The organism is Micromonospora sp. NPDC005707 (assembly GCF_040631005.1).
Taxonomy (GTDB): domain Bacteria; phylum Actinomycetota; class Actinomycetes; order Mycobacteriales; family Micromonosporaceae; genus Micromonospora.
This window is the reverse complement of sequence record NZ_JBEXYR010000004.1, coordinates 453154-466018: the sequence shown is the minus strand read 5'-3', so window position 1 is coordinate 466018 and position 12865 is coordinate 453154. Positions and strand designations below refer to the sequence as shown.

Here is a 12865-nt window from a genome sequence, read left to right as displayed (position 1 = left end):
TCCGGGGAAGGCGTACCCATGGCACCCCTGATCGCCCTGCTCGCCGGCACCGCGGCGGCCCGGCTCGCCGGCCTGTCCGGCGTCGCCGCCCTCGACGGCTGGCACCCCGCCCTGCGGGTCGGCCTGGCCCTGATGTTCGTGCTGACCGGCTCCGCCCACTTCCTGTCCCGCCGCGCCGACCTGATCGCCATGGTGCCGCCGCGGCTGCCCCGGCCCGAGCTGCTGGTCACCCTCACCGGCGTGCTCGAACTGCTCGGGGCGCTCGGGCTGCTCCTCCCGGCGACCGCGCGTCCGGCCGCCGCCGGCCTGGCGCTGCTGATGCTGGCCATGTTCCCGGCCAACGTCTCGGCCGCGCGCCGCGGACTCACCCTGGCCGGCCGGCCGGTGACCCCGGTCGGCACCCGGACGGCGCTCCAGGTGCTGTTCGTCGCCGCCGCCCTGGCCGTGGCTTTCGGCTGACCGCGTAAATAGTTTGGGACCTGATGGTTCGGGGGCTAACCTGACGCCCGTGAACATGGGACCGCTCGTCCGCTTCCCCGACGCGCTCCAGCACGCGCCGCTCGGCCGGCTCATCTCGATCGCCGGGCACATCGTCGAGCAGCACTGGGGCCGCTACCTCGCCGAACACCACGGGCTCACCTCCGCCGGCATGCGGGTGCTGCTCGTCCTGCTGCGGGCCGGCGACAGCACCCACCGGGAGATGGCGGAGCGGTGCTTCGTCCGGCCGGCCACCCTCACCGGCATCGTCGACACCCTGGAGCGCGACGGCTTCGTGGCCCGGCGGCGGGACACCGACGACCGGCGCAGCGTGCAGCTCAGCCTGACCGACAAGGGCCGGGAACACGCCCTCGCCATCATCGACCTGATCCACAGCAACCGGCCGCTCACCTCGGTCGACGCCGACCCCGCGAAGCAGGCGGTGATCCGGGAGTTCCTCACGGAAATCATCACGAGCATGTCCGACGGGGACCTTCGCCGGTTGAACCGGAACAGCGAGTCCGACACCGAAGACCCATCGGGGAGCCGTCCGTGCTGATCCGCCTGCTCCGTACCCACCTGCGCCCGTACCGGCGGTTGCTGGCCGCGGTGGTGGCCTTCCAGTTCGTCGGCACGATGGCATCGCTCTACCTGCCGAGCCTCAACGCCGACATCATCGACCGGGGCGTGGCCCTCGGCGACACCGACCAGATCATGCGTACGGGCGGCTGGATGCTGCTCGTCAGCCTGCTCCAGATCGCCTGCTCGATCGTCGCCGTCTACCTCGGCGCGAAGACCGCCATGGGCTTCGGCCGGGACGTCCGGGCCGGCATCTTCGCGCACGTCAACAGCTTCTCGGCCCGCGAGGTGGCCCGGTTCGGGGCGCCCTCGCTGATCACCCGGAACACCAACGACGTCCAGCAGGTGCAAATGCTGGTGTTGATGAGCTGCACCATGCTCGTCGCGGCGCCGATCATGAGCGTCGGCGGCGTGGTGATGGCGCTCCAGGAGGACGTGGGCCTCTCCTGGCTCATGCTGGTCTGCGTGCCGGTCCTGGCGATCACGCTCGGCCTGATCACCCGGCGGATGGTCCCGGGCTTCCGGCTCATGCAGACCCGGATCGACACGGTCAACCGGGTGCTGCGCGAGCAGATCACCGGCATCCGGGTGGTCCGGGCCTTCGTCCGCGAGCCGTACGAGACCGAGCGCTTCCGGGTGGCGAACACCGACCTGACCGAGACCGCCCTGCGGATCGGCCGGCTCCAGGCGCTGATCTTCCCAGTGGTCATGCTCGTGCTCAACGTCTCCAGCGTCGCCGTGCTCTGGTTCGGCGCGGAACGGGTCGACTCCGGCCAGATCCAGGTCGGCGCGCTCACCGCCTTCCTGCAGTACCTCATGCAGATCCTGATGGCCGTCATGATGGCCACCTTCATGCTGATGATGGTGCCCCGCGCGGCGGTCTGCGCCGAGCGGATCGTCGAGGTGCTGGACACCGAGTCGTCGGTGGTGCCGCCGGTCGAACCGATGATCGCGATGACCCGCCGCGCCGAGCTGGAGTTCCGCCGGGTCTCCTTCCAGTACCCGGGTGCGAGCGCGCCGGTGCTGCACGACATCTCGTTCCAGGCGCGCCCCGGCCGGACCACGGCCATCATCGGCTCCACCGGAGCCGGCAAGACGACCCTGCTCACCCTGATCCCCCGGCTGGTCGACCCGACCGCCGGCGCCGTGCTGGTCGACGGGGTGGACGTGCGGCTGCTGGAGCCCGACGAGGTGTGGCGCCGGATCGGGCTGGTGCCGCAGCGGCCGTACCTGTTCAGCGGCACCGTCGCCAGCAACCTCCGCTACGGCAACCCGGACGCGACCGACGCCGAGCTGTGGTCGGCGCTGGAGATCGCCCAGGCCCGGGACTTCGTCGCGGAGATGCCGGGCGGCCTGGAGGCGCCGATCGCGCAGGGCGGCACGAACGTCTCCGGCGGCCAGCGGCAACGGCTCGCGATCGCCCGCGCGCTGGTCCGCAATCCGGAGATCTACCTTTTCGACGACTCCTTCTCCGCGCTCGACCTCGGCACCGACGCCCGGCTGCGGGCCGCGCTGAAGCCGGTCACCGCGGACGCGGTGGTGGTGATCGTGGCGCAGCGGGTCTCCACGATCATCGACGCCGACCAGATCATCGTGCTCGAGGACGGGGGCGTCGTCGGGATGGGACGACATGACGACCTGCTGGTGACCTGCCCGACGTACGCCGAGATCGTGGCGTCCCAGCAGACGGCGGAGGTGACCGCGTGACCGCCGTACCGGGGCAGAAGCCGGCGCCGGAGGCGAAGGCCGACGGGGGGTCGCCGCAGCGGTTGCCGGCGGCGGCCGCACGGCGCGGCGGCGGCGGGCCGCCGTGGATGGGCGCCGCCATGCCGGCGGAGAAGTCGATGAACTTCGGGCCGTCCGCCCGCCGGCTGCTGGGCCGCCTCCGGCCGCACCGGTTCTCGCTCACCGCGATCATCACCCTCGCGGTGGCCAGCGTCGGCGCGAGCGTGATCGGCCCGAAGATCCTCGGGCACGCCACCGACCTCATCTTCGCCGGGGTGGTGGGCCGGCAGATCCCCGCCGGGACCACCCAGGAGCAGGCGGTGGCGGCGGCCCGGGCCGCCGGCAACGAGAACTTCGCCGACATGCTGGCCCGGATGGACGTGGTGCCCGGTGCGGGCATCGACTTCACGGCGCTGGGTCGCACGATCACCCTGGCGCTCGCCCTCTACCTGGGCGCCAGCCTGCTGATGTGGTGGCAGGGCTGGCTGCTCAACGGGGTGGTGCAGCGCACCGTGCTGCGGCTGCGCGCCGAGGTGGAGGAGAAGCTCAACCGGCTGCCGCTGCCCTACTTCGACAAGCAGCCCCGCGGCGAGCTGCTGAGCCGGGTCACCAACGACATCGACAACATCTCGCAGACCCTGTCGCAGACGCTCAGCCAGCTGCTCAGCGCGCTGCTCACCGTGGTCGGCGTGCTGGCCATGATGGTCTGGATCTCGCCGCTGCTGGCCCTCGTCGCCCTCGTGGCGGTGCCGCTGTCGGTGGTCGTCACCCAGCAGATCGCCAAGCGGTCGCAACGCCGGTTCATCGCGCAGTGGCGGCACACCGGTGAGTTGAACGGCCTGATCGAGGAGACGTACACCGGCCACGAGCTGGTCAAGGTCTTCGGCCGGCAGCGCGAGGCGCAGGCCGCCTTCGCGGCCAAGAACGAGGAGCTGTTCCGGGCCAGCTTCGGGGCCCAGTTCATCTCCGGGATCATCATGCCGGCCATGATGTTCGTGGGGAACCTCAGCTACGTCGCGATCGCCGTGGTCGGCGGGCTGCGGGTGGCCTCCGGGTCGATGAGCCTGGGCGACGTGCAGGCGTTCATTCAGTACTCGCGGCAGTTCACCCAGCCGCTCACCCAGATCGCCTCGATGGCCAACCTGCTCCAGTCCGGGGTGGCCTCGGCCGAGCGGGTCTTCGAGGTGCTCGACGCCGAGGAGCAGGCCCCGGACCGGCCCGCGCCGCCCCGGGTCACCGGTCGGGTCGAGTTCGAGCACGTCTCCTTCCGCTACGACCCGGACAAGCCGCTCATCGACGACCTCTCGCTGGTGGCCGAGCCCGGGCACACGGTGGCCATCGTCGGCCCGACCGGCGCCGGCAAGACCACCCTGGTCAACCTGGTCATGCGGTTCTACGAGCTGGACGCCGGCCGGATCACCCTGGACGGGGTGGACATCGGCTCGATGAAGCGAGCCGAGCTGCGCGGCAAGATCGGCATGGTGCTCCAGGACACCTGGCTCTTCGGCGGCACCATCCGGGACAACATCGCGTACGGGCGGCCGACCGCCACCGAGGAGGAGATCCTGGCCGCGGCCCGGGCCACCTTCGTGGACCGGTTCGTGCGCAGCCTCCCCGACGGCTACGACACCGTGATCGACGAGGAGGGCAGCAACGTCAGCGCCGGCGAGAAGCAGCTCATCACGATTGCCCGGGCGTTCCTCGCCGAACCGTCGCTGCTCATCCTCGACGAGGCGACCAGCTCGGTCGACACCCGCACCGAGGTGCTGCTCCAGCGGGCCATGGCGGCGCTGCGCACCGAGCGGACCAGCTTCGTCATCGCGCACCGGCTCTCCACCATCCGCGACGCCGACCTGATCCTCATGATGGACCAGGGCCGGATCGTCGAGCAGGGCACGCACGACGAGCTGGTCGCCGCGAACGGCGCCTACGCCGAGCTCTACCGGTCGCAGTTCGCCGGCGCGGTGGTCGACGAAGAGGCCGCCGCGCCGCTGCCGGCCGGCGGACCGCCCGGTCGGCCCGGCGGTGGACCGCCCGGACGGCCCGGCGGACCGCCCGGGAAGCCGGCGGCCGCGCCGGCCGGGCGCTGACATGGACGCCAGGAGCGGCGACCCGGCCGGAGCGACGGGGCGGCGGTCAGCCCGGCGGGAGCAGGTCGGCCGAGCGGGTGGCCACCACGGCGCCGACCAGCCCCAGCGCGTCGGCCACCGGCATCGGGTCGAGCCCGCGCCCGTCGCGCAGGCGCAGCGAGACCGCACCGCCGGCCGCTTCCCGGGGGCCGATCACCCCGAGGTACGGGACCTTCCGGCGGGCCGCGTCGCGGATCCGGGCGCCCAGCGAGCCGGCCAGGTCGACCTCGGCCCGCAGCCCGGCCGCCTCCGCCCGGCGGGCCAGCTCGACGGCCGCGTCGGCCTGCCCGTCGTCGACCGGCAGCAACACCAGCTGCACCGGGGCGTACCAGGCCGGGAAGGCGCCCGCGTGCACCTCGATGAGGTACGCGAAGAGCCGTTCCATGCTGCCGACCAGGCTCCGGTGCACCATGACCGGCCGCTTCCGGCGCCCGTCCGCGTCGGTGTACGACAGGTCGAACCGCTCCGGCTTGTCGAAGTCGAGCTGGATGGTGGAGAGGGTCGACTCCCGACCGGCGGCGTCCGCGATCTGGATGTCGATCTTCGGGCCGTAGAAGGCGGCCTCGCCGGGACCCTCGTGGTGGTCCACCCCGTCGAGCGCGGCGCGGAGCAGCTCCTCGGCCCGCGCCCAGTCGGCGTCGTCGCCCACGTACTTCTCCCCCGGCCCGCGCAGCGACAGCCGGAACCCGGCCGGCCGGACGCCGAGCGCGGCGTGCGCCTCGCGGATCAGCCCCAGGATCGCCCGTACCTCCTCGCCCACCTGCTCCAGGGCGCAGAAGTTGTGCGCGTCGTTGAGCGAGATGGCGCGCACCCGGGACAGCCCGCCCAGCACCCCCGAGCGTTCCGGCCGGTACATCCCGCCGATCTCGGCGACCCGCAGCGGCAGCTCCCGGTAGGAGCGGCCCCGGGCGCGGAAGACCAGCGCGTGGTGCGGGCAGAGGGCGGGGCGCAGCACGAACTCGTCGTCGGCGCTCAGCCGCAGGGGCGGGAACATGTCGTCGGCGAAGTAGCCGAGGTGGCCGGAGAGCTCGAACAGCTCCCGTTTGCCCAGCGGCGGCGAGTAGACGTGCCGGTAGCCGGCCCGGCGCTCCAGCTCCCGCACGTACTCCTCGACGGCGTGCCGGGCGGCGGCCCCGGCCGGCAGCCAGATCGGGAACCCGGCGCCCGCGAGGGGGTCCGAGACGAACAGCTCCAGGTCCCGGCCGAGCCTGCGGTGGTCGATCATGTCGCTCTCCTTGATCGGGTACGACCCGGAGGCGAGCTGACCCGGAACGCCGCGAGGCCCCGGAGCGGATCGCCCCGGGGCCTCGTCGACGGAAACGTCAGTGCGGCGCGCCGGGGATACCCGGCGTCGTGGTCACCACCGCGCTACGCATGCGGCGACGGTACGCGCGGCGACGCGGCGGACGCACCTGGATTTCGCGACGCACCCGGACCCGGTGCGGTGGGGGCGGGTCGCCGGCACGGGACCTGCCGGCGACCCGCGGCGGCCCGGCCGTCGGGAACGGGGGACCCGACGCCTCCGGAGCCGCGCCCCGACAACGGTACGCCGCGGATCGACGATCCGCCGCCCGCCCCGGCGCGGCGCGACGCCCCGACGGATCGTCACATTCGGCGGCGCCGCATCGTTGAACACGAGTGGCCTGCTGGTGTCGGCCGTCACCGCGGGGCAGGGCTGGTCGCGGTGACGCGGGACACGCCGTCAGGCTCGGTGCGGTACAACGGGGAACTCCGGCGAGGTGGCGGTCGTGGCCGAACTCATCTCTGACGTCGCGTCGCCCACCTGGGCGTACGCGGTGCTGCTCACCCTGCTCGTCGCCGACGCCTTCGTGCCGGTGGTGCCGACCCAGGTCGTCATGATCACCAGCGGTGCGCTGACCGTCTACGGCGGACTCAGCCTGCCGCTGACCATCGCGGTCGGCGCGCTCGGTGTCTTCGCCGGCGACCTGGCGTGCTACCTGCTCGGGCGCACCGCCCCGACCCGCCGCGAGCCGCGACACGCGACCCCGGGACGGGCCCGGCGGGCCGCCGCCCGGGTCACCCGTGGGCTGCGCGAACCGGGGCCACTGGTGATCCTGCTCTGCCGGTTCGTGCCCGGGGGCCGGATGGCGGCCTGCTTCTCGGCCGGGCGCAGCCGCTACCCGTACCGCCTCTTCGTCCTCTACGAGGCGGCAGCGGCCATCTGCTGGGCCGCGTACGGGACGCTGGTCGGGCACCTCGGCGGCGCCGCGCTGACCGAGTCGGTGTGGCGGCTGCTGCTGATCGGCGGGGCGGCGGCGGCCGGGTTCGCGGCGGCGGGCTGGGCCATGACGGTGATCAGCGCCCGCCACCGCCCCGAGGCCGAGGTGACGGTCGAGGAACCGACGGCGGCCTCCTGACCACCGCGCCCGCTGCCTCTAGGGGGCGACCCCCGGATCGAAGTGGGTGGCGGTCCCGGATCCGTTTCGGGCGGTTCCGGCGACAGGCTGAGGCATGCCTGGAACCCGGAGCAGTGGTCTGCTGGCCCTCGGCGGGATCGCCCTGGCGGCGGTGCTCGCCGTCCTCGGTCACCTCGAGGTGAACGACAACCTGAGTCCCTGGTCGCTGACCGTCAGCGACTTCGCCGTCTCCGACCGGGGCGGCGTCATCGACACGGCCATGGCCGTGCTCGCGGCGGCCACGCTCGTCCTCCTGCCGGCGCTGCTCCGGGCCGGCGCGGGCCGGCTCGCGGGGGCGCTGCTGGTGGCCTGGTCGGCCGGCCTGATGGCCGCCGCGGTGGTGCCCACCAACGAGCCGGGGCTGCCCATGGACGTCGCCGCCTACGTGCACCGGTACGCCTCGGTGGTGGCCTTCCTGGCCCTGCCCGTCGGCGGCTGGCTGCTCGCCCGACGGCTCGGTGGGCGGGCCGCCGGGTGGGTACGCGGGCTCGTCCTGACCAGTCTCGTGCTGGCCGCCACGATGATCTGGTCCGCCTACCCCGGCGACCGGCTGCTGATCGGCCTGGTCGAGCGCCTGCTCATCCTCGCCGAGGTCGCCCTGCTCGCGGTGGTCGCGGCCACGCTGGCCGGGCGCCGGACCGGCGGGGCGGCGGCGCCCCGGGGCGGGGAACACCGCCACCTCGCCGAGGTGGTGCTGCGGGAGCGGGAGCTCACTCCAGCTCGTGGAGCATGAGCTGGCGGGCGGCCTCGGTGATCGAGCCGGACAGGCTCGGGTAGATGGTGATGGTCTGGGCCAGCTCGTTGACGGTGAGGTTGTTCTCCACCGCCATGGTGATCGGGAGGATCAGCTCGCTGGCCTTCGGCGCGACCACCACGCCGCCGATCACCTGGCCGCTGGCCGGCCGGCAGAAGAGCTTCACGAAGCCGTCGGCCAGGTCGTCCATCTTCGCCCGGGCGTTGCCGGAGAGCGGCAGCATCACCTGGCGGGCCGGGACCTTGCCGGCGTCGACCTCGTCCTGCGAGACGCCGACGGTGGCCAGCTCCGGGTCGGTGAAGACGTTCGCCGCGACGGTACGCAGCCGCAGCGGCCGGACCGCCTCGCCGAGCGCGTGCCACATGGCGATCCGGCCCTGCATGGCGGCGACGCTGGCCAGCGGCAGCACGCCCGTGCAGTCGCCGGCCGCGTAGATGCCGGGGACGTTGGTGCGGGAGACCCGGTCGACCGTGACGTAGCCGCCCCGGGCCAGCTCGACGCCGTACTCGGCGAGGCCCAGGTCGGCGGTGTTGGGGATCGAGCCGACCGCGATCAGCGCGTGCGAGCCGGCGACCACCCGGCCGTCGGCGAGCACCACCTCGACGCCGTCGCCGATCCGGCGGACCGCCTCGGCGCGGGAGTTGTTGAGGATGGTCATGCCCCGGTTGCGGAACACCCGCTCGATCGCGGAGGCGGCGTCGGCGTCCTCGTGCGGCATGACCCGGTCCCGGCTGGAGACCAGCGTGACGTCGACCCCCATGGCCAGGTAGGCGCTGGCGAACTCGGCGCCGGTCACGCCGGAGCCGACCACGATCAGGTGCTCGGGCAGCTCGGGCAGGTCGTACACCTGGCGCCAGGTCAGGATGCGTTCGCCGTCGGGCACGGCGGTGGGGAGCTGGCGCGGGGTGGCGCCGGTGGCGATCAGCACGGTGGTGGCGGCCATCGAGTACTCCTCGCCGCCGCCGGCCGGAGTGACGATCACCCGGTGGGTGTGACCGAGGGTGTCCTCGCCGAGCCGGGCGGAGCCGGCGACGAACTCGACGCCGGCCTTGACCAGCTTGGTGTGGATGTCCACGGACTGGGCCAGGGCGAGCCGCTTGACCCGCTCGTGCACGGCCCGGGCGTCGACCGTGACGGCCTCCAGCCCGTCCGAGTGCACCCCGAACTCCTCGGTGTCCCGGTAGCCGGTGACCACGCCGGAGCTGGCGATGAACGTCTTGGACGGCACGCAGTCGGAGAGCACGCAGGCGCCGCCGGCCCCCTCCGCCTCGACCACGGTGACATCGGCGTCGAGCTGGGCGGCGACCAGCGCCGCCTCGTAGCCGGCCGGCCCGCCGCCGATGATCACGATCTGGCTCACTGAGCCATCCTTTCGTTCGCGACTGCGGGGCTCCGCTCCGCTGCGCTCCTCGCGCTCACCGCGCTCGCCCCCGATCAATGCTCACAGTGACTTTCTTCTCCCCGTCGCGCTCGACACGCACCGTCGTATTCTCCCCCACCCGTCGGCCGGGCTATCGTCATCGCCGTGCGTCTTTACGCCGCCTACGGCTCAAACCTGGACCCCGCCCGCATGCGTGCCTACTGTCCGCATTCGCCGATGGTGGGCACCGGCTGGCTGGAGGGGTGGCGGCTCACCTTCGCGGGCGAGGACGTCATCGGCTGGGAGGGCTCGGTCAGCACCGTGGTCGAGTCGCCGGGCGACCGGGTCTTCGTGGCGCTCTACGACATCCACCCCTACGACGCGGCCCAGCTCGACGAGATCGAGGGTGTGACCTCCGGGACGTACCGGAAGCTGACCGTGCGTGTCTCGACGCTCGACGGGGACGTGACCGCCTGGGTCTACGTCTTCGACGGCTACGAGGGCGGCCTGCCGACGTCGTGGTACCTGTCGGAGATCGCGAACGCGGCGGAGAAGGCGGGCGCGCCGGACGACTACGTCACCGAGCTGCGGTCCCGCCCCACCGGCACCGCGTCCGCGTAGCGCGTCTCCCACCTCTTCAGTCTGCTCCGGCCGGATCCCCGATCGGGCGGCGGCCCCGCGGCGGGTCGCGTATCACACACCCGCGGCGGGGACGCTCCGCTCGTACATGTCGGTCCAGCGCGCCTCGGCCAGCCCGACCGAGCGGTAGAGGGTGACCGGGGCGGTCGGGTTGGCCAGGTCGACGCCGAGACCGGCCCCGGACCGGCCCTTGGCGGCGTAGATGGCGAAGGCCCGGCGCAGCAGCGCCGCCCCGACCCCGCGCCGCCGGTACGCGGGCAGCACAGACAGCGTCCGCACCCAGCCCATGTCCTGATCGAGCGCCTGGTCGGAGGACTGGAGGGCGCCGGCCGGCTCCCCGTCGACCTCGGCCAGGAACCACTCGTCCCAGACCTTGCCGTACGACGGGAGCTGCTCCCGCCATCCCGCGAAGTCGACGGGCTCGTAGTCCGGCGTGTCCCGGAAGGCGGTGTCGAAGATCCGGTAGAACAGCCGCAGGTCGGCCTCGTCGTCGACGCGCAGCGGGCGCACGGTCACGCCGGCCGGGAGCGGCGGCTCGGCGGGCAGGTCGGCGAGCGAGCGGGTCATCCGGATGTACCGCTTGAGCCGGGTGAAGCCGGCCTCGACCAGCTCCTCCGCCCAGCGGGTCTCCGGCGCGAAGACGGCGGTCCGGGCGGCGAGCGCGGGCAGGCCCCGCTCGGTGGCCCGCTCGGCGACCCGGTCGAGCAGCCGGGCCAGCAGCGGGGCGCGCAGGTCCACGCCGCGGTCCGGGTCGACATAGACCTCGACGAACTCCCGGCCCACCCCGGTGGGGTTGCTCAGGATCGCCCAGGCCACCGCGGTGCCGTCCGGGTCGGTGACCAGCCACGAGTCGCGGGCCATGTCGACGAAGGGCGCGGTCAGGGCGTCCTGGACGTCCTCGGCGTCGAAGTCGGGGTAGCCGACGGCGAAGGTGTCGGCGGCGTGCACGACGGCCAGGATCGCGGGCACGTCGTCGAGGGTGGGGCGGCGGGCGGTCCAGCCGGCGGGGATCGTCACGCGGCCGATCCTGACAGCCGCCCCGGCGACCGCGCTCCCCATTTATCCGCGGACGTGCAGTCGCGCGGCGGTGAGCAGGTTGAGCAGTTCCGCGCCCTCGCCGGGGCCGAGCGCCCGGAACGCCGGGGACACCAGCCGGTCGGTCACCGCCTCGGCCCACAGCCGCCGCCGCACCAGCGGCCCCACCGGCGGGTACGGCGGCGACCAGCCGCACGCCGCGGCCCCGGCGTCCCCCTCCGGGCCGGCCAGCACCGCCTCCAGCGGTGTCATCCCGGCGGCCCGCACCGCCAGCAGGTACGCCCCGGCGAAGTGCTCGCGGAGCAGTAGCAGCGCGACAGCCGCCCGGGCGCCCGGTGTGGGGTCGTCGACCGGCATGGCCCGCCAGGCGGCGAAGAGCGGCATGCCGCTGCCGTCCGCCGCGTCGACCACCTGCCGCAGCAGCCCGGCGAGGCGGGACGTCTCCGGAGCGTCCCCCAGGTTGGTGGCGCCCCACCGGCAGCACTCGGCCAGGTTCGCGCCCGCCACCTCCAGCGGCGGGACGGTGCGCACGGCGGCGTCCCAGCCGTCGGCGACGGCCTCCGGTGCGATGAAGCCGAGCGCGGCGGCGACCGTCTCGGCGCGTACGTCGCCGAGCGCGCCGGCCCGGCCGGTGATGTAGAAGGCCCAGCCGGAGATGCCGAGCAGCCGGGCCCGGCGCAGCGTCGACGGGCAGCGGGAGAACGCCTCCCCGAGCTCCAGCACCAGCGGCTTGCTGGCGGCGGCGACCTGCTCCGGGGTCATCGGCGGCACCCCACCGTCCGTCCACCGTGGTCATCCATCACGATCAGTCTGCCTCGTGACCACCCTCCGCGGCATCCTCCTCTTCGGCGTCCAGCGCCTCCAAGGCGGCCTCCACCTCACCGGTGCGCCGGCGGGCGGCGGTGAGCGACCGTTCCGCGCCGCGACGGGCCAGCTTGGCCCGGCTCAGCTCCTGCTCGGCGACGGCCCGGCGGCGCTCCAGCTCGGCCAGTTCGGTCTCGATCCGGTCCAGCGTCGCCGCACCGTCCCGTTCCGCGTCGGTGACCCCGGTCAGCTCCGCCTCCGCCCGGTCCTGGTCGTCGCGGGCCTTGGCCAGCTCGCGTTCCACGGCCCGGCGGCGCTTCGCCCGCTCGGCCCGGGCCTCCCGTTCAGCGGCCCGCTGGTCGCGCGTGCGCCGGCTCTCGGCGCGCTCGGCCGCCCGGTCGGGTACGGCGGGTTCCTCCTCGCCGCCCCCGGTGACCAGCCGCAACTGCGGCCGGGGCACCTCGCCGAACCCGGCGTAGTGGGTGGATCGCAGCAGCCGGCCGGCGCGTACCTGCTCGGCCACCTCGGTGTCGGAGAGCGCGGCGTTCAACGTCGCCTCGACCTCGCCGAGCGGCAGCTTCCCGAGCGGCGGGGCGGCCGGCTCGGCGGCGGCCAGCTTGCGTACCTCGGCGACGAGCGCGCCCACGACGGCCCGGCGCTGCGCGGAGAGCTCGCGGAGCTTGCCGCCGCGCAGGTCCCGCTGCGCCGAGCGGAGCGACTCGGCGAGCTGCGCCAGGTCGGCGACCAGCTCGGGGCGGCGGATCGCGAGCAGGTTGACCAGCCAGGCGGCGACGGTGGGCCGGCGCAGCTTGCCGATCTCCCGGGCGCCCTTCGGGTCACCGGCCCGGCGGGCCTCGGCGACCGCGGCGTCCCGGGCCGCGACGAACCGGTCCGGCGGCGTCGCGTAGAGCCGCTGGACCAGGTCGGGGGGTGGACCGGCCATGCG

At 73.9% G+C, this 12865-nt stretch carries 12 protein-coding genes; 7 read left to right on the top strand and 5 right to left on the bottom strand.

What is annotated here, in order from left to right:
- Positions 1-18 precede the first annotated feature (18 nt).
- From ABZ452_RS10090 to ABZ452_RS10075, 4 genes are all read left to right on the top strand, one after another.
- On the top strand, positions 19-459 hold the full coding sequence (locus ABZ452_RS10090) for a DoxX family membrane protein (RefSeq protein WP_357940904.1): 441 nt from the start codon (positions 19-21) through the stop codon (positions 457-459).
- 55 nt (positions 460-514) lie between these two features.
- Positions 515-1036, top strand: coding sequence for a MarR family winged helix-turn-helix transcriptional regulator (locus tag ABZ452_RS10085; RefSeq protein WP_357941076.1), 522 nt, complete (start codon positions 515-517; stop codon positions 1034-1036).
- Complete coding sequence (locus ABZ452_RS10080; RefSeq protein ID WP_357940902.1) at positions 1030-2763, top strand: ABC transporter ATP-binding protein; 1734 nt, start codon at positions 1030-1032, stop codon at positions 2761-2763. The genes ABZ452_RS10085 and ABZ452_RS10080 overlap by 7 nt, the downstream gene beginning before the upstream one ends.
- A gap of 107 nt (positions 2764-2870) precedes the next feature.
- On the top strand, positions 2871-4871 hold the full coding sequence (locus ABZ452_RS10075; protein WP_357941074.1) for an ABC transporter ATP-binding protein: 2001 nt from the start codon (positions 2871-2873) through the stop codon (positions 4869-4871).
- A 46-nt stretch (positions 4872-4917) separates the two neighbouring features.
- On the opposite strand, the gene thrS is transcribed toward ABZ452_RS10075, so the two are convergent.
- Positions 4918-6150, bottom strand: a complete 1233-nt coding sequence (gene thrS / locus ABZ452_RS10070) for a threonine--tRNA ligase (RefSeq protein WP_357941072.1) — start codon at positions 6148-6150, stop codon at positions 4918-4920.
- A 508-nt stretch (positions 6151-6658) separates the two neighbouring features.
- Here thrS and ABZ452_RS10065 point away from each other — a divergent pair.
- On the top strand, positions 6659-7288 hold the full coding sequence (locus ABZ452_RS10065) for a VTT domain-containing protein (protein ID WP_357940900.1): 630 nt from the start codon (positions 6659-6661) through the stop codon (positions 7286-7288).
- Between the two features lie 94 nt (positions 7289-7382).
- On the top strand, positions 7383-8060 hold the full coding sequence (locus tag ABZ452_RS10060) for a DUF998 domain-containing protein (protein WP_357940898.1): 678 nt from the start codon (positions 7383-7385) through the stop codon (positions 8058-8060).
- Here ABZ452_RS10060 and ABZ452_RS10055 read toward each other — a convergent pair.
- Positions 8038-9441 (bottom strand): NAD(P)H-quinone dehydrogenase, encoded by a 1404-nt coding sequence (locus ABZ452_RS10055; RefSeq protein ID WP_357940896.1) that lies wholly within the window; start codon positions 9439-9441, stop codon positions 8038-8040. The two genes, ABZ452_RS10060 and ABZ452_RS10055, sit on opposite strands and share 23 nt — an antisense overlap.
- Before the next feature lie 165 nt (positions 9442-9606).
- Here ABZ452_RS10055 and ABZ452_RS10050 point away from each other — a divergent pair, with 165 nt between their 5' ends.
- The gene (locus ABZ452_RS10050; RefSeq protein WP_091260426.1) at positions 9607-10062 is read left to right on the top strand and encodes a gamma-glutamylcyclotransferase; all 456 of its coding nucleotides are present in this window, start codon (positions 9607-9609) and stop codon (positions 10060-10062) included.
- A 72-nt stretch (positions 10063-10134) separates the two neighbouring features.
- Here the strand turns inward: ABZ452_RS10050 and ABZ452_RS10045 are convergent, their stop codons facing one another.
- From ABZ452_RS10045 to ABZ452_RS10035, 3 genes are read right to left on the bottom strand one after another with little or no spacing between them, the layout of a single operon-like run.
- Entirely contained in the window at positions 10135-11097 is a 963-nt protein-coding gene (locus tag ABZ452_RS10045; RefSeq protein ID WP_357940893.1) for a GNAT family N-acetyltransferase, read from the bottom strand.
- Between the two features lie 42 nt (positions 11098-11139).
- Complete coding sequence (locus tag ABZ452_RS10040) at positions 11140-11877, bottom strand: hypothetical protein (RefSeq protein WP_357940891.1); 738 nt, start codon at positions 11875-11877, stop codon at positions 11140-11142.
- 43 nt (positions 11878-11920) lie between these two features.
- Entirely contained in the window at positions 11921-12862 is a 942-nt protein-coding gene (locus ABZ452_RS10035; protein ID WP_357940889.1) for a hypothetical protein, read from the bottom strand.
- Positions 12863-12865 lie beyond the last annotated feature (3 nt).